Below are 23,237 nucleotides of genomic sequence, written 5' to 3'. Positions count from 1 at the left end.
CTCGGCCACCTTGACGGTTTGAGGGCCCGGATCCGCCCGGCGGATCCAGCGGGCCGCGATGCCCCGCCCCTACGCTCCGGGCCACCGGACCCCGGTGTGGCACGGGACACCCCCTGCGCCGGAGCCGTTGCCTCGCGATCGATGGATCGTTGAGCGAGGATGGGATGGGTGGTGAAGGCCCAAGAGGCCGTGATACCCCCCAGAGGGATTGGGTATGCGCCGATCGGGTGATTTCTTCTCCTTCAACAGGAATGAATTTCTCTCGATCAACGCTGGAGGATCTCCCATGGGGCCTACGCTGTCGGAGGTGAACGACTCACCCGCAGTGCCATCCGGCGCGCTGCCCACCGGGCTTCGCGCTGAACTGATCGCGTTCCGCCGGGACTTGAGCCGCCGCCCCGCGACGGGCCGGCCGGACTCCCATGACGCCGCGGCCGCCGCCGCGGCCGTTCTGGCTCGGCTGGAGCAGGACGGTCTACGGCCGCGGGCACTGCCCGGTGGGACCGGAATCGTCTGTGACATCGGCGCCACCGACCCCGCGCGCCCGCGCCTCGCACTGCACAGCGACATCGACGCGGTGCTGCTCGGCGCCGCTCTGGCGCTCGCCGCCCTGGAACGCGAGGGCCGGCTGCCGCGCCCGGTGCGGCTGATCCTGCAGCCCGCGGACGAGGCGGCCCCGGGCGGAGCGCTCGGCGCCATCGAGGCGGAGGTGCTGGCGGGCGTCGGCCGGATCCTCGCCGTGCACGGCGACCCGGACACCGACACCGGCCGGATCGGTCTGCGGCAGGGCCCGATCACCGCGGCCGTCGGCCGTCTGGTCCTGAAGCTCGATGGCGCGGGCGGCCACAGCGCCCGCCCGCATCTGACCACCGACCTGGTGATGGCCACCGCCAAGATGGCCACCGAGCTGCCGGCCGTACTGGCCCGCCGGATGGACCCGCGCTCCGGCGTCCGGGTCGTGTGGGACCGCATCGAGGCCGGCCACGCCTGCAACGTGATCCCGCAGCACGCGGAGCTGGAGGGCACCGTCCGCTGCCTGGACCTGGCGGCCTGGAACGACGCCCCCGACCTGGTGCACGAGGTGATCGACCAGGTGGCCGGCATGTACCGCGCCAAGTGCGAGATCCGCTACCAGCGCGTCGTCCCCCCGGTCGTCAACGAGGTGGAGTCGACGGAGCTGCTGCGCGAGGCGATGACGCTGAGCCGCGGCGCGCACGCCGTCGAGGACACCGGCCAGAGCCTCGGCTGTGCGGACTTCGCCTGGTACCTGGAGCAGGTGCCGGGCGCGCTCGCCCGGCTCGGTCTGCGACCCGTCGACGGGTCGCCGCGACACGGCGTCCATCCGGGTGAATCCGAGGACGCCGAGGACCCGGTCGTGATCGGCGCGGAGCTGCTCGCAGGGGCTGCGCTGCTGGTCTGACGGTGGGTGGCGCGACGCTCACGGGTGGTTCACCTGGCCGAAATGCGTCGATCCGATAACAGGTCTTCATTCAGCCTTTACCTGACATCTACGCGCGTTAAGCTCCCGCTTAGCCAGCGCCGGACGGGGCGCTTTCGAATGAAGGGGACCCTCGTGCGCCGGGTTACCAAGATCGTTGCCGCGGGAGTCGCGTCCGCGGCCCTCGCCCTCACTGCCACCGCGTGTGGCAGCAGCAGCTCCGACGACAGCAAGGACAAGGGCGTAGGCATCGCCTACGACGTCGGCGGCCGAGGCGACCACTCCTTCAACGACTCCGCGGCCAAGGGCCTGGACAAGGCCAAGGCCGAGTTCAGCCTGGGCAGCAAGGAGCTCACCGCCAAGAACACCGACACCGAGGCGGACCGCGAGCAGAAGCTCAACGACCTCGCCGGTGCGGGCTACAACCCGGTCATCGGTGTCGGCTTCGCCTATGCCGACTCGGTGAAGGCCGTCTCGAAGAAGTTCCCGAAGACGACCTTCGCGATCGTCGACTCCGTGGTCGAGGGCGCGAACGTCGACAGCATCAACTTCACCGAGGAGCAGAGCTCCTACCTCGCGGGTGTCGCCGCGGCGCTGAAGACCAAGACCAACAAGGTCGGCTTCATCGGCGGCGTGGACACCACGCTGATCAAGAAGTTCGCGGCCGGCTACCAGCAGGGCGTCAAGGACACCAAGCCCAGCGTCTCGGTCGACATCCAGTACATCACCCAGGGCGGCGACTTCTCCGGCTTCGCGAAGCCGGCTGAGGGCAAGGCCAAGGCCAAGGGCATGCTCGACAGCGGTATCGACGTGATCTACGCGGCCGCGGGCAGCTCCGGCGCCGGCGCCATCGAGGCCGTCGCGGGCAAGAAGGGCACCTGGGCGATCGGTGTCGACGGCGACCAGTACCAGGACAAGGGCCTGGCGCAGTGGAAGACCGCGATCCTGACCTCCGCCGTCAAGAACGTCGACGGTGCGGTCTACGAGGTCATCAAGAGCGTCAAGGACGGCAAGCCGCTGACCGGCACGCACATCTACAACCTCAAGGCGGGTGGCGTCGGCCTGGCCACCTCCGGTGGCTACATCGACGACATCCAGGCGCAGCTCGACGCCGCGAAGAAGAAGATCACCGACGGCACGCTGACGGTCCGGACGACTCCGACCAGCTGATCACCGACGCGAGGCCCGGCGAGGGAGCGTGACGTTCCCTGCCGGGCCTCGTGCCTGAGCGGGCTCGGGGAAGTGGAGCACGCCCCCACGCCGCCCGGCACGGCACCTCGCCGCACTGCCGCATCACCCCGGTACGTCCAGTACAGGGGCAATGCGGCAGCACGCCGAGTCACCGCACCGGACGACGCGGGAACGCACCCCACTTCCCCGAGACCGCTTGTGCGGCCACCGTGCCGTATGTATCCCGCGACAACTGTGGATCTGGCGCCGCTACGCGCGTAGAGTCCGATCCTCGCGATACGTTCACCCCCATCGCTCCGCTCTGCCCCGCGAGGAGAGTGCGTCATCAACGCGTCCAGCAGTCCCCCCGCCGTCGAACTCCGCGGCATCACCAAACGCTTCCCCGGCGTCGTCGCCAACCGCGACATCGACATCACCGTGCTCCGTGGCACCGTCCACGCCCTGGTCGGCGAGAACGGCGCGGGCAAGTCGACCCTCATGAAGATCCTTTACGGGATGCAGCGCCCCGACGAGGGGACCATCACCCTCGACGGCGAGAAGGCCGACCTGCACACCCCGGCCGACGCCATCCGGCTCGGCATCGGGATGGTGCACCAGCACTTCATGCTGGCCGACAACCTCACCGTGCTGGAGAACATCGTTCTCGGCGCGGAGCAGTTGCACGGCATCGGCGGCAAGGCCCGCGCCAAGATCATGGAGCTCTCCGACGCCTACGGCCTCGGCGTCCGCCCCGACCTCCTCGTCGAGGACCTCGGAGTCGCCGACCGGCAGCGCGTGGAGATCCTCAAGGTCCTCTACCGCGGCGCCCGCACCCTGATCCTGGACGAGCCGACCGCGGTCCTCGTGCCGCAGGAGGTCGAGGCGCTCTTCGCCAACCTCCGCGGGCTCAAGTCCGAGGGCCTGACCATCATCTTCATCTCGCACAAACTGGGCGAGGTGCTCTCGGTCGCCGACGCGATCACGGTCATCCGCCGCGGCACGACGGTCGGCGACGCCGACCCGAAGTCGGTCACCGTCAAGCAGCTCGCCGAGCTCATGGTCGGCAGTGAACTGCCGTCGCCGGAGACCCGCGAGTCCACGGTGACCAGCGAGGTCCTGCTGGACGTCAAGGGGCTGAAGCTGGCCGCCGTCGACGCCGAGGGCGTCGAGCGCACCGTGCTCGGCGACGTCAGCCTGACGATCCACAAGGGCGAAGTGCTCGGCATCGCCGGGGTCGAGGGCAACGGCCAGGCCGAACTGGTCGAGGCCATCATGGGGATGCGGACCCCCGACGCCGGGGTGATCACCCTGGACGGCGCCGACATCTCCACCGCCCCCACCCGCAAGCGGCGCGAGGACGGCATCGGGTACATCCCGGAGGACCGCCACCGGCACGGCCTGCTCCTCGAAGGCACGCTGTGGGAGAACCGCATCCTCGGCCACGTCACCGAGAAGCCCAACAGCCGCGGCGCGCTGCTGGATCTGACCGCGGCCCGCCGCGACACCGAACGGATCGTCAAGGAGTACGACGTCCGTACGCCCGGCATCGAGGTCACCGCGGCCTCCCTCTCCGGCGGCAACCAGCAGAAGCTGATCGTCGGCCGCGAGATGAGCCACCTGCCCAAGCTGCTGATCGCCGCGCACCCGACCCGTGGTGTGGACGTCGGCGCGCAGGCGCAGATCTGGGACCAGATCCGGCAGGCCCGCCGCGAGGGCCTCGCCGTGCTGCTGATCTCCGCCGACCTGGACGAGCTGATCGGCCTGTCCGACACCCTGCGGGTGATGTACCGCGGCCGCCTGGTCGCCGACGCCGACCCCGCCACGATCACTCCTGAGGAGCTGGGTTCCGCCATGACCGGCGCCGCTTCCGGCCACCTCGAGCCCACGGACGCCGAAGGAGAGGACCGATGAAGAAGTTCGACAAGGACCGGCTGATCCTCGGCCTGGCCGCGCCCGTACTCGCGATCGTCGCCGCCTTCGTCCTCACCGCGCTCGTGCTCCTGGCCACCGGCAAGGAACCGTTCCACGCGTTCAACGTGATGTTCGACAAGGGCCTGACGAGCGACAGCCAGGTCTTCATCCTCAACAAGGCGACGCCGTACTACCTCGCCGGCATCGCGGTGGCCATCGGCTTCCGGATGAACCTGTTCAACATCGGCGTCGACGGCCAGTACCGCCTCGCGGCCTTCTTCGCGGCCGTCGTCGGCGGCGCGGTGAACCTGCCCTCCTTCATCCAGATCCCGCTGATCATCCTCACCGCGATGCTCGTCGGTGCGATGTGGGCGGGCATCGCGGGTGTGCTCAAGGTGACCCGCGGGGTCAGCGAGGTCATCACCACGATCATGCTGAACGCCATCGCCACCGCGGTGATCGGCTACTTCATGATCCCCGGCCGGCTCGCCCAGCTGCACGCGGACACCAACTCGGTCTCCACCAAGGAACTCCCCTCCTCGGGCCACTTCTTCGGCTTCGACATGGGCACGGACGGCACGATCTGGGGCTTCATCGTCATCGCCGCCCTCGTCGGCGTCCTCTACTGGTTCGGCCTCTCCCGCACCCGCTTCGGCTTCGACCTGCGGACGGTCGGCCAGTCGGAGTCCGCGGCCGGGGCCAGCGGGGTCGACGTCAAGCGCATGATCATCACCAGCATGCTGCTGTCGGGCGCCATCGCCGGGCTCGTCGGCATGCCGGTGCTGCTCAACGACGCGCACCAGTTCAGCACCGAGTTCCCGGCCGGTATCGGCTTCACCGGTATCGCCGTGGCGCTGCTCGGCCGGAACCACCCGATCGGCATCGCGCTGGCCGCGCTGCTGTGGGGCTGGTTGGAGATCGCCTCCAACAAGCTGGAGTTCGAGGACTACGACAAGGAAATCGTCGGCGTCATGCAGGGCATCATCGTGCTCTGCGTCGTCGTCGCCTACGAGGTCGTCCGCCGCTACGGCATCAAACGCCAGCAACAGAAGGTCGGCGAAGAACTCGCCGCCCAGGCCCGTAAGAGCAAGCAGGAGGCGGCAGCGTGAGCGCCACGGCTACCCCCGGCAAGACCGCCAAGAGCCCCGCGGCGAAGATCCGCGCCAAGCTCACGTTCTCCCGTGTGCTGCTGATCATCGCGGGCGCGCTGGTCCTCATCTCCGCCGTCCGCGCCATCACCGGCGCCAACGACATGACGTCCTCCGGACAGATCTCCGGCGCCCTGACCATGGCCGTGCCGATCGGCCTCGCCGGCCTCGGCGGCCTGTGGTCGGAACGGGCCGGCGTGGTCAACATCGGCCTCGAGGGCATGATGATGCTCGGCATGTTCTTCGGAGCATGGGCGGGCTGGCAGACCAACCCGTGGCTCGCCGTCCTCGCCGGCATCCTCGGTGGCGCGGCCGGCGGCCTGATCCACGCCGTCGTGACCGTGACCTTCGGCGTCGACCACATCGTCTCCGGTGTGGCGATCAACATCCTGGCGCTGGGCACCACCCAGTACCTGGCCAAGATCTGGTTCAGCATGGGCAAGGCCGCGGCCGCGGGTGGCAGTCCCAAGCAGTCGCCGCCGATGGACGACATCAAGTCGTTCACCGTGCCCGGCCTCTCCGACTGGATGCACACCCTCGAAGGCCACCACTGGTTCCTGATCTCGGACATCGCCGGGATCATCGGCGGCCTCGTCACGGACCTGTCGTCGCTCACCCTCCTGGCCGCGGCGCTCTTCGTGGCCACGTTCTTCGTCCTGTGGCGGACCGCGTTCGGTCTGCGGCTGCGCTCCTGCGGTGAGAACCCGATCGCCGCCGAGTCGCTGGGCGTCAACGTCTACAAGTACAAGTACCTGGCGGTCATCGCCTCCGGCGGCCTCGCCGGCCTCGGCGGCGCGTTCCTCGCCATCGTCCCCTCGCACATCTACAACGAGGGCCAGACCGGCGGCCGCGGCTACATCGGCCTCGCCGCCATGATCTTCGGCAACTGGCGGCCCGGCGGGCTCGCCATGGGCGCCGGCCTGTTCGGCTACTCCGACAGCCTCCAGCTGCGCAACGGCGGCGAGACCGTGCACGCCCTGCTGCTCGCCCTCGCGGTCGGCCTGGCCGCGCTGGCCGCCTGGCGGCTCTACCAGAAGAAGTACCTGCCGGCCGTGGTGGGCGGCGCCGTCGCCGTCCTGCTGGTGGTCTGGTACGCGCTGACCGACACCGTGCCCGAACAGCTCGTCGGTGCCACGCCGTACATCGTCACCCTGCTGGTGCTCGCGCTCGCCTCGCAGCGACTGCGGATGCCGGCGGCCGACGGCCAGCCGTACCGGAAGGGCCAGGGCAAGTGACGCGTGCTCCTGCCGAGGGCTTCGATGACGCCGGTGCCGGTGCCGGCTCGACTCCTGTCGACTCCGTCGACTGGGAGGGCCTGCGGAAGCAGGCCCGGGACATCATGTCCCGGGCCTACGCCCCGTACTCGCACTTCCCGGTCGGCGCGGCCGCCCTCGTCGACGACGGCCGTGTCGTCGTCGGCTGCAACGTCGAGAACGCCTCGTACGGCGTCGCGCTCTGCGCCGAATGCGGCCTCGTCTCCGCGCTGCACGCCTCCGGCGGCGGCAAGTTGACCGCCTTCACCTGCGTGGACCTGCACGGCAACCTGCTGATGCCGTGCGGCCGGTGCCGCCAGCTGCTGTGGGAGAACGGCGGCCCCGGCCTCCTCGTCGACACGCCGCGCGGCGTCGTCCCGATGAGCGAAGTCCTGCCGGACGCCTTCGGCTCCGAAGACCTGAACCGCTAAGGAAACCCCTCATGGACGTCATTTCCGTCATCCGCACCAAGCGCGACCGCGGCCGCCTCAGCGACGAGCAGATCGACTGGGTCATCGACGCGTACACGCGCGGTGCCGTGGCCGACGAGCAGATGTCCGCGCTCGCCATGGCGATCCTCCTCAACGGCATGGACCGTGCCGAGATCGCCCGCTGGACCGCCGCGATGATCAACTCCGGTGAGCGGATGGACTTCTCCTCCCTCCCGCGCCCCACCTCCGACAAGCACTCCACCGGCGGCGTCGGCGACAAGATCACGCTGCCGCTTGCCCCGCTCGTGGCGGCCTGCGGCGCGGCCGTTCCGCAGCTCTCCGGCCGCGGCCTGGGCCACACCGGCGGCACCCTCGACAAGCTGGAGTCCATCCCGGGCTGGCGCGCGTCGCTGACCAACGCCGAGATGCTCGACGTGCTGCGCGGCACCGGCGCGGTCATCTGCGCCGCGGGCGACGGCCTCGCCCCCGCGGACAAGAAGCTCTACGCGCTGCGCGACGTCACCGGCACCGTCGAGGCGATCCCCCTCATCGCCTCCTCGATCATGTCGAAGAAGATCGCCGAGGGCACGGGGTCGCTCGTGCTCGACGTGAAGGTCGGCACCGGCGCCTTCATGAAGACGATCGAGGACGCGCGTGAGCTGGCGTCGACGATGGTGGGTCTGGGCACGGACCACGGTGTGCGCACGGTCGCGCTGCTGACGGACATGTCCACGCCGCTCGGCCTCACGGCCGGTAACGCGCTGGAGGTGCGGGAGTCGGTCGAGGTGCTGGCGGGCGGTGGGCCTTCTGACGTCGTCGAGCTCACGCTCGCCCTGGCGCGCGAGATGCTCGACGCGGCCGGTCTGCCTGACGCCGACCCGGCGAAGGCCCTCGCGGACGGCTCCGCGATGGACGTCTGGCGCCGCATGATCGCCGCCCAGGGCGGCGACCCCGACGCCACGTTGCCGGTGGCGCGGGAACAGCACGTCGTGCACGCCTCGACGAGCGGTGTGTTGGAGATCCTCGACGCGTACGCCGTCGGCATCGCGGCCTGGCGCCTCGGCGCGGGCCGCGCGCGCAAGGAGGACGTGGTCCAGCTCGGCGCGGGCGTCGAGCTGCACGCCAAGCCGGGCGACTCCGTCGTGGCGGGCCAGCCCCTCATGACGCTGCACACGGACACGCCGGAGAAGTTCGGCTACGCCTTGGAGGCGCTGCACGGCGGCATCCTGGTCGGCGCGACGGACGCGACGTTCGAGCCTAAGCCGATTGTCTTGGACCGGATCGCCTGACCTGCGGGTGCGTGGACCGGCCGGGGGCCGGTGACTCCGGGGGAGGGGTTCGAAATCGACTATTTACGGGCCTGGCGGCCCACAAATAGCTCGGCAGCATTTCGAACCCCTCCCCCTCCGCCCCCGTCCCCCTCCGTCCGTACTCAGGCGTCGGGGAACTCGCCGTACCCGACTGCGGCCGCGAACGACCGCCAGGCGTCTGCGGTGAAGACGAGCGCGGGCCCGTGCGGGTCCTTGGAGTCGCGGACGGCCATCGAGCCGTCAGCAAGGCGGGCGCCCTCGACGCATGCGCCGCCCTGGTTGTCGCTGTAGCTGGATTTGAACCAGACGGCGTCGTTGAGGGTGTCGGCCTTGGTGGTCATCTGTATCAATGCTCCTTGATCGCTTCCTTGATCATGCTCAGGGACTCCTGCGGTCCCGGAGCAAGGGCTTGCAGTTCGGAGAACGCGTCCGCGTACCGCTCGACGGCACCGTCGCTGCGTTTGACGACCGCGTCCGTCAGGTTCTCCATGTAGACCATCGGCTTCAGGGCGAGCCGTTCCGGAAAGTGCAGGACGAAGAACGACCCGCTCATTCCCGAATGAACCCCGGCCCGGAACGGCACGATCTGCACCCGTACGTTGGGCCGGGACTCCGTGACGTTCACGATGTGGGTGAGTTGCTCCCGCATGACCGTCGGTCCGCCAACGCAGCGACGCAGCACGGCCTCGTTGATGATCGCCGTGAACTTCAGCGGTGTCTTCGCGCGGTGCAGAACTTCCTGCCGGGTCGTCCGAATGGCGACCAGTCGATCGATGTCATCGGCCGAGAGGGCGGCGTCCGCCTGATAGATCGCATGGACGTACGCCTCGGTCTGCAACAGGCCGGGGACGAATTCGGCTTCGTAGTTCTGGAGTACCGCGGCGGTGGCCTCCAGATCGAGGTAGGCCTTGAAGCCGGGCCGGATGACCGGCCGGTACTCCGGCGTCAGCCACCAGTCCTTCTTGGTCTTCGTCACGCCCGCGTATCCCTGCAACCGGGCACGGGTCTCCGGATCCGCTCCGTAGATCTCGCAGAGGGCCATCACATCAGCGGTCTCGACGGACGAATTCTCCCCGGTTTCCAGTCGGGTGAGCTTCGACGGGCTCCAGATCAGCTTCTTGACCACTTGGGCACCCTTGAGGCCGGCGGCCAGCCGCAGTTGGCGCAGTTCGCTGCCTAACTGGAGACGGCAGAGAGCGGGCGTTGCCGCCTCCACGTCTGTGATCATCTGCTTCTCCTCCGCGCAGTGTTCCAGTGTGTGGGGGAAGGTTCCGCAGGTGCAAGGAACCTTCTGCGCCACAGCGGGAGATGTCGTCGTGGGGTGTGAAATCCCTGGTGGGACAAGGAAGTTCACGCGAAAAGTTGACGGCAGAATTCCGCTGGAGCGCTATCACCGTAGCGCCGGGAGTGCCACGCTTGCATGCGGTTGCTCACATAGAGCACGCACGACTTCGCCGAGAGTAACGGCTCCGGGACGACGGAGGCACGACGATGCAACAGGTACCGCCCAGGGGCGGAGTTCGCGATGGGGCCTCCGTGGTGACGACGCGGTGGCCGTCCTCACCCCGCTCGGTCGGCCAGGCCCGGCACCTGCTGGAGGACACGCTCAACGACTGGGGATTGGCGGGCCTCGCCGAACCGGCTGTGCTCGTCATCTCCGAGCTGATGACGAATGCCGTGGTGCACGGACGGGTGCCGGGCCGGCGGGTCGAGACGCGGGTCATCCGCCTGGCCGGCGGCGTGCGCATCGAGGTGCATGACGCGAACGGGAAGCGGCCGGAGATGCGGCAGCCGTCCGAGGACGACGAATGGGGGCGCGGCCTCGCGCTGGTGCAGGAGCTCACCCGCGGATGCTGGGGCGTGAACACCCGCCAGGGCGTCGGCAAACTCGTCTGGGCCCAGCTCGCAGCCGGGGGCAGCCACGCCAGATGAGGCCTCTGGCCTGCGGCTTCCCCGTATGGGTGAACGGGATCGGTGGACGTCCACCGGTCCCGTTCTGCATGCTGGGATCGGTGACGTACCGAACGAGGAGCACACCATGAGCGCACTCAACGTCGAGCCGGAGTCGTACAACGGCTACGGCTGGGACGACCTCGTCCGTATCTGGGAAGAGACGGACGTACCCGAGGGCTGCACGGTGGAGATCATCGAGGGGATCGTCACCGTGGCACCACCGCCCGCCAATGACCACAACAACATTGCGGATGATCTGCAACGTGAGCTGTATCGGGTGATCCCCCGAGACTGGGGCATCTTTCAAACGCAGGGGCTCGCAGTGCCGTCGCGCAAGGGCCTCTTTATCCCTGACCTGGCGGTTGTGCCGAAGGCGGCGCTGCAGAGGCCCGGTCATTTCATCGCCGCCAGTGAGGCCCGGCTCATCGCTGAGATCACCTCGCCGAGCAACCCGGGCCATGATCGGATCAGCAAACCCGCCGCCTACGCGTGCGCCGGGGTGCCGCTGTATCTGCTGATCGACTCCTGGGCACCTGGTGGTCCGACCGTCACCCTGTTCAGCGAGCCGGAGGGTGATGTCTACCGGTCTCACCACGCCGTGAAGTTCGGCGATCCGATCGAGCTGCCCGCCCCGTTCGGGATCACGCTGGAGACCGGATCGTTCCCCGTCGGATGAACGCCGTGCTCAGCCGACGCCGGGGCTTGGACGTGAGGGGGACGGGGCTGGAGGTGTAGGGGTCCGAAATGCTGCCGAGCTATTTGTGAGCCGCCAGGCTCGTAAATAGTCGATTTCGGACCCCTGCACCGGAAGGCCCGGCCCCCGACCCCCCACCGGCCCGAGCAGAAAGCACGGCGCGCCGCGTGGCGTACAGGGTGATCCCCGCCACCCCGACCAGCGCCGCGAGGCTCAGGGCCACCGTCCCCTCCCACCCCGCCGCATGGAAAGCGGAAGCGCCCACGGTTCCGCCGACGCTGTTCCCTATGTAGTACGCCGTCAGGTACAGCGCCGAGGCCTGCGCGCGCCCCGTCGTCGCCGTCCGGCTCACCGAGGACGACGCCACGGCGTGGCCGGTGAAGAAACCACCGGTGATCAGCACCAGTCCGGCCAGAACGAGAACCAGCGACGTCGACAGAGTCAGCAGAAGCCCGGCCGCGGCCAGGCTCACCGCGACGTACAAGGCCCCCCGCCGGCCGACCCGGCCAAGAAGCACGCCAGACCCGGCCGACGCCGCCGTCCCGACCAGGTAGACGAGGAAGATCAGGCCGACCGCGGTCTGCGAGAGACCGAACGGCTCAGCCATCAGCCGATACCCGAGCACCGTGTAGACCGCGCCGAACACGGCCATGAAGAGCAGGCCGATCGCGTAGAGCCTGCGCAGCAGCGCGTTGCCGAGGTGGCCGGTGACGGTGCGGAGGAGGGCGGCCGGGTTGACCGGGCCGGGCTGGAAGTTGCGGGCCGTCGGGACGAGCAGGCGGAACGCGACCGCGCAGGCGAGCGCGATGAGGCCGACGACGAAGAGCGCGGTGCGCCAGCCGAGTGCCTGGGAGACCGCTCCGGAGAACACCCGCGAGCTCATGCCGCCGATGCTGTTGCCCGCCACGTACAGGCCGATCGCGGAGGCCACCGCCTTGGGGTGGATCTCCTCGGCGAGGTACGCCATGGCGGTCGCGGGGAGGCCGGCGAGGGCCACGCCCTGGACGGCGCGCAGCGCGACGAGCGTGGTGAGGTCCGGGGCGAACGGGATCACGAGGGCCAGGAGGGCCGCGCTGAAGACGGACGCGGTCATGACCGCCGTACGGCCGTACTTCTCGCTGAGCGCGCTCACCGGCAGCAGCGCGATGGCGAGCGCGGCGGTGGTGGCGGTGACCGTGAGGCTCGCCTGGGCGGGGGTCAGCGCGAGGTCGGCGGAGATCGCGGGGAGCAGCGCCTGCGTGGAGTACAGGAGCGCGAACGTCGCCAGACCGGCGGCGAAGAGCGCGAAGTTGGCGCGGCGGTAGCCGGGGCTGCCGGGGCTGAGCTTGGCTGCTTGCGCCGCGCCAGCGGCGGCTGTGTCGGGGGACGGCGGAGCAGAGGCGCCCGCGCGCTGTGCGGCGGACGCCCCCGTATCGGCGGGAGGCATGCCATGAATCTAGGACCGTCACTTTTATGCGTCCAATGCACAAACGGTGCAGTATTGATGCTGTGACGCATGAGCAGAGGTCAGCGGGGTCGATGTCATCGCCCCGCAACGGAAAAGACACTTCCGTAACAGGGCGGCCGCCGGTCGCGGCGCCGACCGTCGCGGACCTGGACGGCGAGTCCTGGGCGGCGGTGCTGGCGCCGCGCCTCGCGCAGTTCGCCGCTGTGGCGCGGCATGAGCATGTGACGCGCGCCGCGCAGCAACTCGGGATGCCGCAGTCGACGTTGAGCCGTGCGATGGTCCGGCTGGAACAGGATCTGGGGGTCGCGCTGTTCGCCCGCCGGGGCCGCAACGTCCAGCTGACCCGCGCGGGTCACACGTTCCTGGCGTCGGCGGAGCGCGCGCTCGGGGAGGTGGAGCGGTCCGCCGAGGCGGTACGGGTGGACGCGGATCCGCACACGGGCAAGGTGGCGTTCGGCTTTCTGCACACGCTCGGGTCCGAGACGGTCCCGTCGTTGCTGCGGGGCTTTCGCGCGGACTATCCGCGCGTGCAGTTCCAGCTGGTGCAGAACTACGCGGAGGCGATGCTGGAGCGGCTGCGCGCCGGCGAGCTGGACCTGTGCCTGACGTCGCCGCCGCCCGACGCCCCGGACCTGGTGGTCCGGCGGCTCGACGAGCAGCGGCTGCGGCTGGTGGTCCCCGCCGACCACCGGCTGGCGACGCGGAAGCGGGTCCGGCTGGACGAGGCCGCGGGCGATCTGTTCGTCGCCCTCGAACCGGGCTACGGGCTGCGGCGGATCACCGACGACCTCTGCGCCGAGGCCGGCTTCGTGCCGCGGCTCGCGTTCGAGGGCGAGGAGGCGGAGACGCTGCGGGGGTTGGTGGCCGCGGGCCTGGGCGTGGCGCTGTTGCCGCCGCCGGCGGTGCCGCGGCCGGGGGTGGTCGAGCTGACGGTGTCGGCGCCGCGCGCGGTGCGGTACATCGGGGTGGCGTGGCTGGACGGGCATCCGGACACGGCGCCGGTGGCGGCGTTCAAGAAGTTCCTGCTGTCGCGCCGGGGCCAGCTCCTGCCGCGGTAGGTGGTGGCGCGAGGGGCTGGGCCCTCCTGGGCGGCCGAGGGGAGCGCCAGGGTGTGAGGGCGGAGAAGCCGCTGCGCGGCACCCTCGGCGTGTAGCGTGCAACGGCAAGTCAGGCTCTGGTCGCTCCATCGGCCGGGCTTTCGCGAAGGAGTACCTGTGACCGCGCAGTCCACAGAGGGCGACGGGCCGCTCATCCCGCTGCCGCCACTGACCGAGGCTTCACTGAGGGTGGCAGTGAATCACCTCAGTCTGCCCAACGGGGTCCAGTTCGAAGTGGAAATGCGGACCGCCTGGGAGACGGCGATCCAGACTTCCAGCCTGGCGCCCATGCATGCCTTCCTGCGGAAGTGGGGGGTGTGGGTGGCGATCAACCGCTACCCCGTCCGTGCAGCGCGGTTGCATGAGTGCGAGCGGATCTTCGCGGAGTCCGAGGACCGGGCCGCGCGGAGGGCGGCGACTGCGGAGATCGGCGCGATGCTGCGGCAGGCGGAGCGGGAGATCAAGAATTACGTTGACGTGGCAGATCCCCAGGCGTGATCGCTCACGCCCGGAGGGACTGGCCGAAGCCGGAGGCGAGTGGCATCCGCAACCCCAGTGGCGGTGGGGCCGCCAGTGCGTCGGCGATGGGGCGGGCGAAGGGGCGGCCGAGGAGGGCGCCCAGGGTGAAGTCGGTGGTGAGGGCGAAGATTTCAGCGCGGTGTTGGTGGAGGGTGTGGCCGTCGGTGTGGACCTCGAAGCGGCAGACGTCGCGGTTGACCTTCTTGGCGCGTTCCGCGAGGAGGTAGGAGAGCTCGGGATCGGTGGCGAAGTCGTCGGTGCCGTGGGCTATGAGGACCTGGCGGCCGATGAGCTGTTTCACCGGATCGGGTTCCTCGCCGGGCGGCAGCCAAGGGGACAGCGCCACAACGGAGTTGACGGCGGGGTGGCCCGCCGCGTGCAGGGCCGCGCGGGCGCCCATGTCCATGCCGACGAGGCAGACCGGGACATCGCCGTAGCGGCGGACGATCTCGCCGACGGCCCATGCGGCGTCCTCCGCCGGGTGGGCGTTGCCGCCGTTCCAGCCGCGGTAGCGGTAGTGGACGACATGGGCGGCGAGACCGTCGGCCCGGCCCTCGCGCACCAGGTGGCGGGCGAGCGGCCACATGAGGGCGGCGGCGAGGGGGGAGCGGCGGCGGGTGCTGATGGCGTCGCCGCCGGGGAGGACGAGGACGACGGCGCGGACCGTCTCCGCGGTCTCGCGCCGTGGGGCGGGAACGAGTCCCGGCGCGACCGGCCGGCCGAGCCGGGCCCCCCGCGCCGTTAATGCTTGCGAAGCCATGGCCCAACGATGGCAGACGGAGGGGTGTGCGCTACATGTCCGTGCGGAAAATAATCCGTCCCGGGAGGTGATCTACGCGCGTAGGCGGTATCGTTCGTGAATGCAGAGCCAGAAAACGAGCACCCCGACCCCGGACCAGATCCGTCGCGCGCCCAAGGTGCTCCTCCATGACCACCTCGACGGCGGGCTGCGCCCCGGCACGATCGTCGATCTCGCCCGCGAAACCGGATACACCGGTCTCCCCGAGTCCGATCCGGACAAGCTCGGCACCTGGTTCCGCGAGGCCGCCGACTCCGGCTCCCTGGAGCGGTACCTGGAGACGTTCGCCCACACCTGCGCGGTCATGCAGACCCGCGAGGCGCTGGTGCGGGTCGCCGCCGAGTGTGCCGAGGACCTCGCGGCCGACGGTGTCGTGTACGCGGAGATCCGCTACGCCCCCGAGCAGCACCTCGAAGCCGGACTGACCCTCGAAGAGGTCGTCGAAGCGGTCAACGAGGGCTTCCGTGAGGGCGAGCGCCGGGCCCGTGAGGACGGCAACCGCATCCGCGTCGGCGCGCTGCTGACCGCGATGCGGCACGCGGCCCGCTCGCTGGAGATCGCCGAACTCGCCAACCGCTACCGGGACCACGGCGTCGTCGGCTTCGACATCGCGGGCGCCGAGGCGGGCTTCCCGCCCACCCGGCACCTGGACGCCTTCGAGTACCTCAAGCGGGAGAACAACCACTTCACGATCCACGCCGGCGAGGCCTTCGGGCTGCCGTCGATCTGGCAGGCGCTGCAGTGGTGCGGCGCCGACCGGCTCGGCCACGGGGTGCGCATCATCGACGACATCCAGGTCGCCGAGGACGGTGCGGTCAAGCTGGGCCCGCTCGCCAGCTACGTCCGCGACAAGCGGATCCCGCTGGAGATGTGTCCGTCGTCCAACCTGCAGACGGCGGCCGCCGCCTCGTACGCCGAGCACCCCATCGGGCTGCTGCGCCGGCTGCACTTCCGGGTCACGGTGAACACCGACAACCGGTTGATGAGCGGCACGAGCATGAGCCGTGAGTTCGAGCACCTGGTCGAGGCTTTCGCGTACTCCCTCGATGACCTGCAGTGGTTTACGGTCAATGCGATGAAATCAGCATTCATCCCTTTCGATGAACGTCTCGCGATGATCAATGACGTAATCAAGCCCGGATACGCCGAACTGAAGGCGGAGTGGCTGTTCCAGCAGGCCGCCGCCACACCGGCGCTGGCCAGCGGTTCTGCCACGCCGCAGGGCTGATCGGGAAACCTTCGGGCGTGGCCGTGACCCCCGGGTTACGGCCACGCCCGTACATATTTTCCCCGCTTGCACCCTTCGTGATGTCATGACTACGTTCCGGAGCCATGACGACCCGAACCATGAAGACCCTTGGTGCCGCCGCTCTCGGCGTCGCCTTCGCCGCCGCTGCCGCAGGCTCCGCCTCGGCCGCCGCCCTCCCCGCCGTCGACGCCCTGGGCACGGTGGGCCAGCTGGCCGGCCAGCTGCCGACCGGCCAGGTCACCGACGCCCTGCCCGGTCTCAGCACGGCCACCGAGTCCACCAAGACGGTGCTCACCGGAAGCGGCTCCACGCTGCCGGAGGCCCAGAAGGACCCGGTCGGCGGCCTCCTCGGCGGTCTGCCGGTCGGGGGCAAGCAGCTGCCGACCGGCCCGATCTCCAGCAACGCGCTGCCCGGCGGCCTGCTCGGCTGACCCTCCACACCGACCCCGCGGTGCCCAGCCGCGGACCGACCAGCGACCGCTCAGCGCATCGTGACGCGGCGACGGGCCGTACCCTGCCTTCCCGGCGGAGTACGGCCCGTCGCTCTTGCTACGCTCCGCGCGTGCACATTCCCCAGAAGATCGCCGGGTTCGCGCTGCTCGCACCGCTGTTGCTCGTCACGGCCTGCAGCGGATCGGCCGGCGGCGACACGGCCGGGGCCTCCACCGGGCCCGGTGCCACCACGCCGGCCGCGCTGCCCGCGCGCACAGCGCTGGAGCGGACGGCGCTCGTGCCGGGGGACGTGCCGGGCTTCACGGTGACCGCGGGCGACGCCGCAGGCGCGGCGGCCGACGCGACGGTGGCCGACAAGCGCGCGTGCCAGCCGCTCGCCGATCTGCTCTCCGGGCGGCCGCCGGCCGGTGCCAAGGAGACCGTCCCGAGGGCGCTCGCCCCGGCCGGCCAGAAGATGCCCGGCGCGGGCGTCACCGTCACGCTCTCCGGCTACGGCGGCGGGGGAGCGCAGAAGGCGGTCACGGCCCTGCGGACCGCGGTGCACGCGTGCGCGGCGGGGTTCAAGCCGGTCATCGGGGGCGTCACCGGTGTGCCCGTGGCGGTCGCCCCGCGCCCCGCGCTCAAGCTGGGCGACGACGATCTGCGGTTCGCGCTCGGCTTCGCGGCGGGCGGCAGCGGCGCACGACAGGACTTCGTCGTGATCCGTACCGGCTCGACCGTCAGCATCTTCCGCGGCGCGGACGTCACCCTGGCGAAGAGCTATGACGTGCCGGGCGCGGTGGTCACCGCGCAGCTGAAGAAGCTGGGCGCGCCGGTCACCAAGCGGCGGTAGCGGACTTCTCCGCCGGGAGCATCACCCACAGGGCGATGTAGAGCAGGAACTGCGGGCCGGGAAGCAGGCACGACAGCAGGAAGATCACCCGCATCGTCGTGGCGGAGGTGCCGAACCGGTTGGCCAGTGCGGCGCACACGCCACCGATCATGCGGCCGTTTGCGGGGCGGGCCAGGGCGCTCATCTCGTACTCCTGTCGGAAGGTCGGATGCCGGTGGGTTCCGGTGTTCCGATGGCTCCAACGCTACGAGTACATACCCTGCCCGATCATCGCTCTACGGGGCGATCCCGACCCTGGGAGTCGTCGGGGACGGCCCCTGAGTCCGGACCGGGGGTCCGGTCCGGGTGAGGGCGCCGAAGCCGCGGCGGCGCAGCAGCCGCCGGGCCGCGGGGACGACCGCCAGATACGCCAGCGCGACGCCCGCGGTGTTCAGCAGCAGCGCGTCGATGTCGAAGATCTGGCCCGGCACCACCGTCTGCAGGAACTCCACGGACAGCGACACCATCAGCCCGGCGAAGACCGTGCGGGCGAAGGAGCCGATCCCGGGGGTGCGGATCCGGCCGCCCGTCATCGGCAGCAGGACACCGAGCGGGGCGAGCAGCAGCAGCCCCGCGAGGATCCGCCGGGCGGCCTCGAACGGGCTCATGGCCAGGTCGGCGTGGATGGTGCCGAACGGTCGCAGATTGGGCGCCGACACCCAGGGAACGTAGTGCGGCCTGAGCATCAGCCATCCGACGAAGGACAGATGCACGGCGGTGAGCACCAGGCCCATCGCGCGTGCCTTCAGGATCGGAGCTTCAGGCTGCACGAGGGGAATGACGCCATTCACTTGACGACGGTTCCCGCCGTGTCCGCCGCGTCCGGCCTGGTGCGCAGTGCGGACGTGCAGAGGTAGCGCTTGACGGGGTCCGCGGCATCCGGACCGCCGAGCAGTACGGAGCGGTCCGCGAGGCCGACACCGGGCGCGGCCGTGAAGGTGCACACCAGCTGGGCCAGCGCGAAGGACGGCAGTTCGTCCAGCGACAGGTTCAGCCGCAGCGCGTCCTTCGGATCACCCGGCCTGGGGCCGGTGATGCCCAGGTTGCCGGGCACCTCGGTGGCGAACCCGGCCTCCGCCTCCCCGGCGGACGGCCGGCGCTGCAGCTGGCCGAGCAGCTCATGGGCGGCGACCAGCCGGCTCACCGGAGCGGGGCGCGCCCCGCTGATGTCGGAGGTGGTGACGGTCCGGGTGACCTGCGCGGCCAGCGCGCTGCACACCAGGTACACCTTCACGACGGTGGCGCCGGGCGTCTCCGGCGGGACGGTCGCCGGGGGCACGGCGCACGACACCCGGGTGGGCGCGGGTCCCGCGTCCACCGGCACGGTGGTCGTCCGGATGCCGCAGCCGCAGGTGGCGGCGGTGACCAGGGCCGCGAGCAGCGCGGCGGTGCGGATCGTACGGGCCCGCGAGGAGCGGACGCCGTTCCTCAGGAGGGACGTCATGGTCGTCACGGTCGGCCGTCCTCGTCGCCGTCGGGCAGTGCCTCGGCGGGCCGCACCGGCAGGTACAGGGTGAAGACGGCGCCGCCGCCCGGCGCGTTCGCGGCGGTGATGTCGCCGTCGTGGATGTGCGCGTTCTCCATCGCGATCGACAGGCCGAGCCCGCTGCCCTCCGAACGGGCGCGGGACGCGTCCGCCTTGTAGAAACGGTCGAAGACGTGCGGCAGCACGTCCTCGGGGATGCCGGGACCGTTGTCCGCGACGGTGATGACCAGCTGGTCCTCGGCGGTCCGCACCGACACCCGGACCGGGGAGCCGCCGTGCTTGAGGGCGTTCCCGATCAGATTCGCCATGATCACATCGAGCCGGCGCGGGTCGAGGCGCACGAAGATGCCGCGCGGCGCGTCCAGCTCGACGGAGTCCAGCCAGGCCCGCGCGTCCATGCACGCGGTCACCATGTCGGCCACGTCGACCTCGTCGAGCAGCAGCCGGGCGGTGCCCGCGTCGAAGCGGGTGACCTCCATCAGGTTCTCCACCAGCTCGTTGAGCCGGCGGGTCTCGCTGACCACCAGGCGCACGGCGGGCGCGATCATCGGGTCGAGGGAGTCGGCCTCGTCCTCCAGCACCTCCGTGACGGCGGTGATCGCGGTGAGCGGGGTGCGCAGCTCGTGCGACATGTCGGCGACGAAACGGCGGCTGGACGCCTCCCGCGCGCTCAGCTCCTCCACCCGCGTCTCCAGGGCCTCCGCCGCCTTGTTGAACGTCCTGGACAGCTCCGCCAGCTCGTCCGTGCCCGACACCTTCAGCCGGGTGCCGAGCTGTCCCTCGCCGAGCTGCTGCGCCGCGACGCCGAGCCGCTGGACGGGCCGCAGCACCGTCGAGGCGGCCGCCTGGGCCAGCAGGGCGGAGCCGATCAGCGCGAGCATCGTGGCGATCCCCAGCGACCAGGCCAGCGAGTTGAGGTCCTTGCGCTCGGCGTCCAGCGACTTGAGCATGTAGCCGGTCGGGCCGTCGTCCATGATCTTCGCGCCGGCCACCAGGTACGGCGTGCCGTGCAGCGAGATCCGCAGCCAGTGCAGGTGGTACTTGTTGTCCTGTTGCTTGTGCCGGGTGTTCACCGCGTCCTGCAGCGCCTTCGGCACATCGTCCAGGGTGAAGACGTCCCGGCTGGACGGCGCCGCGCATGGCCCGTTGTCCGGGGTCCTGTCGATGAGCAGCACCGCGTAACTGCCGGGGCCGCCCATCTCGTCGGCGGCGTCCTTCAGCCCCTCGCACGGCGGGTTGACCGGCAGCGAGGCCGCGTTGCGCTGCAGCGAGTCGCGGAAGTCGTTGAGTGCGGAGTTCTGCGCACGGGTCAGCACCGCGTCACGGTTCAGCCAGTACGCGATCCCGGAGGCCGACACCGCGGCGGTCAGCGCCACCGCGGCGAACACCGCGACCAGCCGCAGCCGCAGGCTGGTCCAGCGCAGCAAGCCGGTGGCCCAGCCGAAGAACCGGTCCGTCACTGCGGCGTGTCCAGGCGGTATCCGACACCGCGGACCGTACGGATGAGGGTCGGTGACGACGGAACGTCCTCGATCTTCGCGCGCAGCCGCTGCACACAGGCGTCGACCAGCCGCGAGTCACCGAGGTAGTCGTGCTCCCACACCAGCCGCAGCAACTGCTGCCGGGACAGGGCCTGGCCGGGCCGGCGGCTCAGCTCCAGCAGCAGCCGCAGCTCGGTCGGCGTCAGCTGCAGGTCCTCGCCGTCCTTCGTCACCGTCATCGCCGAACGGTCGATCACGATGGAGCCGAAGGCCGCGGAGTCCGTGCTGTCGCGCTCACCGCGGCGCAGCACGGCGCGGATGCGGGCGTCGAGCACCCGGGGCTGGACGGGCTTGATGACGTAGTCGTCGGCCCCCGACTCCAGCCCCACCACGACGTCGATGTCGTCGCTGCGGGCGGTCAGCAGGATGATCGGCAGCTGGTCGGTGCGGCGGATCCGGCGGCAGACCTCGAAACCGTCGATGCCCGGCAGCATCACATCCAGCACGATCAGGTCGGGGCGCTGCTCCTTGAGCAGCTTCAGGCCGTCCTCGCCCGTCGCCGCGGCAACCACACGGTGGCCCTGGCGGGACAGGCCGAGTTCGAGGCCGGTACGGATGGCGTCGTCATCCTCGATAAGCAACAGGAAAGGCACGCCGGTCATTGTGACCTACCGGAAGCCCATGTATCGAGCACGGGGGGATCTCACCTCAAGGATCGGCCTCCGGCTCACTCTGCGTGTACCGGAAGTCTCTGTGACGGGCCTGTGACACTCGGCGGACAGCGCCATGAAACTGGCCCGGCAGTCTTATGGACCTAAGGCAGCGGCATCCACACGGAGACCGACGCCGGATATCACCAAGACGGTTCCACCGACGGGGGCGCGACATGAACGCACTGCACAGCACCACCACCACCGCAGTCCTTCAGCCGCGCCAGCACACCGCCGGCCGGAACGACGGGAAGTCCGGTGCCGCGAACGGACGGGGGTGCGCTCGCGGCACCGGACGACAGACGGCACAGAGCACCGGCCAGGTGACCCGCAACCGGCCGCCGTACATGACGGCGATCGAGGGCGGCGCCGGTGCACCGGCCGCCACGGCCACGGCCACCATTCCGGCACCGCGGCACGACAGCCTGGCGGAGGCGGAGTTCACCGCCTACGTCAAGGAGCGCCGCGCCTCCCTCTACGCCACCGCTTACCACCTGACCGGTGACCGTTACGAGGCCGAGGACCTGCTGCAGAGCGCGCTGTTCTCCACCTACCGCGCCTGGGACCGGATCAGCGACAAGGCGGCCGTCGGCGGTTACCTGCGCCGCACCATGACCAACCTGCACATCAGCGCCTGGCGCCGCCGCAAGCTCAGCGAGTACCCGACCGAGGAACTGCCGGAGACGGTCGGCGAGTCGGACGCGATGGGCGGCACCGAACTGCGCGCCGTGCTGTGGCAGGCGCTGGCCAAGGTTCCCGAGACCCAGCGCACCATGCTGGTGCTCCGCTACTACGAAGGCCGCACCGACCCGGAGATCGCCGACATCCTCGGCATCAGCGTCGGCACGGTGAAGAGCAGCATCTGGCGCTCGCTGCGCCGGATGCGCGAGGACGAGGCGCTGAGCTTCGGCCGCGACGAGGAGGAGTCGTTCGGCGAGCTGGTGGCCTGACGATTCGGACCGTCCACAGAACGCCGGTCGGGGGACCGGTGGGGGGAACGGGGAAGCGGGGGGAACGGGGAGCGGGGGAAAAACCGGGGGTACGGGGGAAAAGCCGCGGTCGGGGGAGCGCGGTGGGTGCGGGGCTGGGCAGTCCGGGGGGACTGCGTGGTCCCGCACCTGTTTTTTGCCTGCTCGGTTACGCGTCCACCGGTATGTCGGTCGGCCGGTCCGCCCCGCGCGGTGCGGACAACGGCAGCGCCGTGATCCGGCGCAGTGCCTCGTCCTGGCCGCACGGGTAGGCGCCCAGGGCCGTCTGCCGGGCCACGATCGCCCGCTCGCCGCGCATCAGCCGCCAGCCCCTGCGCAGCAGGACCGTCACCGACTTGCGGCCCTCGGCCAGATCGCGGCGGAACCGCCGCCAGGCCGTGACGGCCGGACGGCCGCGCAGGCACAGGGTGTCCGCCAGCAGCCCCAGTTCGCGGCACCGGTCGGTGATGTCGGCCGCGAAGATGCCCTCGGCGACGAAGACGGGGGAGCCGGTCAGTTCGACGTGGATCTCGCCGGTGATGGAGCTCGACGCGATGTCGTACTCGGGCACCGAGGCGCTCCCGGTCGCGCACAGCGTGCCGATCGCCGCCACCGCCGCGTCCGCGTCCCAGGACAGCGCCGAGTCCCAGTCCGTGCCGGCGCCGTGCGCCAGCTGGGGGAGGGTCGGGTCGTCGGCCTCCTTGTAGAAGTCGTCGAGGTGCAGCACCGGCAGTCCGGTACGGGCGGCCAGGGACGACTTGCCGGACCCGGAAGGGCCGGCCAGCAGGATCACACGCGCGGTGGACGGAGAGGAACTCACGAGAGAACAGTGTGCGGCATTGCGCCGAC

General features: G+C 70.4%; 25 protein-coding genes. 15 read left to right on the top strand and 10 right to left on the bottom strand.

What is annotated here, in order from left to right; all coding sequences use genetic code 11:
* Window positions 1-286: 286 nt before the first annotated feature.
* The 7 genes from LNW73_RS12055 to LNW73_RS12025 all read left to right on the top strand — a co-directional run bounded on the left by LNW73_RS12055 (window position 287) and on the right by LNW73_RS12025 (window position 8,640).
* Window positions 287-1,420, top strand: a complete 1,134-nt coding sequence (locus tag LNW73_RS12055; protein WP_250989916.1) for an amidohydrolase — start codon at window positions 287-289, stop codon at window positions 1,418-1,420.
* A gap of 153 nt (window positions 1,421-1,573) precedes the next feature.
* Window positions 1,574-2,608 carry a BMP family lipoprotein gene (locus LNW73_RS12050; RefSeq protein ID WP_250992893.1) on the top strand — a complete coding sequence of 345 codons (1,035 nt, stop codon included), beginning with the start codon at window positions 1,574-1,576 and terminating at the stop codon, window positions 2,606-2,608.
* Window positions 2,609-2,953: 345 nt separating this feature from the next.
* Window positions 2,954-4,519 carry an ABC transporter ATP-binding protein gene (locus LNW73_RS12045; RefSeq protein ID WP_250992892.1) on the top strand — a complete coding sequence of 522 codons (1,566 nt, stop codon included), beginning with the start codon at window positions 2,954-2,956 and terminating at the stop codon, window positions 4,517-4,519.
* Window positions 4,516-5,628 (top strand): ABC transporter permease, encoded by a 1,113-nt coding sequence (locus LNW73_RS12040; protein WP_250977388.1) that lies wholly within the window; start codon window positions 4,516-4,518, stop codon window positions 5,626-5,628. Before LNW73_RS12045 ends, LNW73_RS12040 begins: the two co-directional genes overlap by 4 nt.
* Window positions 5,625-6,902: an ABC transporter permease gene (locus LNW73_RS12035; RefSeq protein ID WP_374118085.1), complete on the top strand. Its 1,278-nt coding sequence runs from the start codon at window positions 5,625-5,627 to the stop codon at window positions 6,900-6,902. The genes LNW73_RS12040 and LNW73_RS12035 overlap by 4 nt, the downstream gene beginning before the upstream one ends.
* Window positions 6,899-7,351, top strand: a complete 453-nt coding sequence (locus LNW73_RS12030) for a cytidine deaminase (protein WP_308407662.1) — start codon at window positions 6,899-6,901, stop codon at window positions 7,349-7,351. Before LNW73_RS12035 ends, LNW73_RS12030 begins: the two co-directional genes overlap by 4 nt.
* A gap of 11 nt (window positions 7,352-7,362) precedes the next feature.
* Window positions 7,363-8,640 carry a thymidine phosphorylase gene (locus tag LNW73_RS12025; RefSeq protein ID WP_250989915.1) on the top strand — a complete coding sequence of 426 codons (1,278 nt, stop codon included), beginning with the start codon at window positions 7,363-7,365 and terminating at the stop codon, window positions 8,638-8,640.
* A 143-nt stretch (window positions 8,641-8,783) separates the two neighbouring features.
* Here LNW73_RS12025 and LNW73_RS12020 read toward each other — a convergent pair whose 3' ends face one another.
* Together LNW73_RS12020 and LNW73_RS12015 are read right to left on the bottom strand one after the other, a co-directional pair.
* The gene (locus LNW73_RS12020; RefSeq protein ID WP_250989914.1) at window positions 8,784-9,002 is read right to left on the bottom strand and encodes a DUF397 domain-containing protein; all 219 of its coding nucleotides are present in this window, start codon (window positions 9,000-9,002) and stop codon (window positions 8,784-8,786) included.
* Between the two features lie 5 nt (window positions 9,003-9,007).
* Window positions 9,008-9,889, bottom strand: a complete 882-nt coding sequence (locus tag LNW73_RS12015; protein WP_250989913.1) for a helix-turn-helix domain-containing protein — start codon at window positions 9,887-9,889, stop codon at window positions 9,008-9,010.
* 308 nt (window positions 9,890-10,197) lie between these two features.
* Between LNW73_RS12015 and LNW73_RS12010 the strand changes: the two genes are divergently transcribed.
* Both LNW73_RS12010 and LNW73_RS12005 read left to right on the top strand, forming a co-directional pair.
* Window positions 10,198-10,593 carry an ATP-binding protein gene (locus tag LNW73_RS12010; RefSeq protein WP_250989912.1) on the top strand — a complete coding sequence of 132 codons (396 nt, stop codon included), beginning with the start codon at window positions 10,198-10,200 and terminating at the stop codon, window positions 10,591-10,593.
* 106 nt (window positions 10,594-10,699) lie between these two features.
* Window positions 10,700-11,290: a Uma2 family endonuclease gene (locus tag LNW73_RS12005; protein WP_250989911.1), complete on the top strand. Its 591-nt coding sequence runs from the start codon at window positions 10,700-10,702 to the stop codon at window positions 11,288-11,290.
* Window positions 11,291-11,369: 79 nt separating this feature from the next.
* Here the strand turns inward: LNW73_RS12005 and LNW73_RS12000 are convergent, their stop codons facing one another.
* The gene (locus LNW73_RS12000) at window positions 11,370-12,734 is read right to left on the bottom strand and encodes an MFS transporter (RefSeq protein ID WP_250989910.1); all 1,365 of its coding nucleotides are present in this window, start codon (window positions 12,732-12,734) and stop codon (window positions 11,370-11,372) included.
* Window positions 12,735-12,826: 92 nt separating this feature from the next.
* On the opposite strand from LNW73_RS12000, the gene LNW73_RS11995 reads away from it, so the two are divergent.
* Window positions 12,827-13,813 (top strand): LysR family transcriptional regulator, encoded by a 987-nt coding sequence (locus LNW73_RS11995; RefSeq protein ID WP_250989909.1) that lies wholly within the window; start codon window positions 12,827-12,829, stop codon window positions 13,811-13,813.
* Window positions 13,814-13,969: 156 nt separating this feature from the next.
* Window positions 13,970-14,350 carry a hypothetical protein gene (locus tag LNW73_RS11990; protein ID WP_250989908.1) on the top strand — a complete coding sequence of 127 codons (381 nt, stop codon included), beginning with the start codon at window positions 13,970-13,972 and terminating at the stop codon, window positions 14,348-14,350.
* 4 nt (window positions 14,351-14,354) lie between these two features.
* On the opposite strand, the gene LNW73_RS11985 is transcribed toward LNW73_RS11990, so the two are convergent.
* Window positions 14,355-15,131 (bottom strand): alpha/beta hydrolase, encoded by a 777-nt coding sequence (locus LNW73_RS11985; protein WP_250989907.1) that lies wholly within the window; start codon window positions 15,129-15,131, stop codon window positions 14,355-14,357.
* Between the two features lie 100 nt (window positions 15,132-15,231).
* Here LNW73_RS11985 and LNW73_RS11980 point away from each other — a divergent pair, with 100 nt between their 5' ends.
* The 3 genes from LNW73_RS11980 (at window position 15,232) to LNW73_RS11970 (ending at window position 17,704) form a co-directional block, all read left to right on the top strand.
* Entirely contained in the window at window positions 15,232-16,398 is a 1,167-nt protein-coding gene (locus LNW73_RS11980; protein WP_250977397.1) for an adenosine deaminase, read from the top strand.
* A gap of 104 nt (window positions 16,399-16,502) precedes the next feature.
* Window positions 16,503-16,850 carry an ATP-binding protein gene (locus tag LNW73_RS11975; RefSeq protein WP_250977398.1) on the top strand — a complete coding sequence of 116 codons (348 nt, stop codon included), beginning with the start codon at window positions 16,503-16,505 and terminating at the stop codon, window positions 16,848-16,850.
* Window positions 16,851-16,981: 131 nt separating this feature from the next.
* Window positions 16,982-17,704, top strand: coding sequence for a hypothetical protein (locus LNW73_RS11970; RefSeq protein ID WP_250989906.1), 723 nt, complete (start codon window positions 16,982-16,984; stop codon window positions 17,702-17,704).
* On the opposite strand, the gene LNW73_RS11965 is transcribed toward LNW73_RS11970, so the two are convergent.
* From LNW73_RS11965 to LNW73_RS11945, 5 genes are all read right to left on the bottom strand, one after another.
* Complete coding sequence (locus tag LNW73_RS11965) at window positions 17,688-17,888, bottom strand: PspC domain-containing protein (RefSeq protein ID WP_250989905.1); 201 nt, start codon at window positions 17,886-17,888, stop codon at window positions 17,688-17,690. The two genes, LNW73_RS11970 and LNW73_RS11965, sit on opposite strands and share 17 nt — an antisense overlap.
* Window positions 17,889-17,979: 91 nt before the next feature.
* The gene (locus tag LNW73_RS11960) at window positions 17,980-18,477 is read right to left on the bottom strand and encodes a VanZ family protein (RefSeq protein WP_250992889.1); all 498 of its coding nucleotides are present in this window, start codon (window positions 18,475-18,477) and stop codon (window positions 17,980-17,982) included.
* Window positions 18,478-18,530: 53 nt separating this feature from the next.
* Window positions 18,531-19,187, bottom strand: a complete 657-nt coding sequence (locus LNW73_RS11955) for a hypothetical protein (RefSeq protein WP_250989904.1) — start codon at window positions 19,185-19,187, stop codon at window positions 18,531-18,533.
* Window positions 19,188-19,192: 5 nt separating this feature from the next.
* Complete coding sequence (locus LNW73_RS11950) at window positions 19,193-20,689, bottom strand: sensor histidine kinase (RefSeq protein WP_250977402.1); 1,497 nt, start codon at window positions 20,687-20,689, stop codon at window positions 19,193-19,195.
* Window positions 20,686-21,363, bottom strand: a complete 678-nt coding sequence (locus tag LNW73_RS11945; RefSeq protein ID WP_187144990.1) for a response regulator transcription factor — start codon at window positions 21,361-21,363, stop codon at window positions 20,686-20,688. Before LNW73_RS11945 ends, LNW73_RS11950 begins: the two co-directional genes overlap by 4 nt.
* Before the next feature lie 233 nt (window positions 21,364-21,596).
* On the opposite strand from LNW73_RS11945, the gene LNW73_RS11940 reads away from it, so the two are divergent.
* Window positions 21,597-22,370: a SigE family RNA polymerase sigma factor gene (locus LNW73_RS11940; protein WP_250989903.1), complete on the top strand. Its 774-nt coding sequence runs from the start codon at window positions 21,597-21,599 to the stop codon at window positions 22,368-22,370.
* 187 nt (window positions 22,371-22,557) lie between these two features.
* Here the strand turns inward: LNW73_RS11940 and LNW73_RS11935 are convergent, their stop codons facing one another.
* A complete protein-coding gene (locus tag LNW73_RS11935) occupies window positions 22,558-23,208 on the bottom strand; it encodes a uridine kinase family protein (RefSeq protein WP_250989902.1) in 651 nt (216 codons plus the stop codon).
* Window positions 23,209-23,237: the final 29 nt, after the last annotated feature.

Origin of the sequence: Streptomyces sp. RKAG337 (assembly GCF_023701715.1) — a bacterium.
In the GTDB taxonomy this organism is placed as follows: domain Bacteria; phylum Actinomycetota; class Actinomycetes; order Streptomycetales; family Streptomycetaceae; genus Actinacidiphila.
The sequence above is the reverse complement of the archived record's forward strand: the minus strand, read 5'-3'. Positions and strand labels throughout refer to the sequence as shown.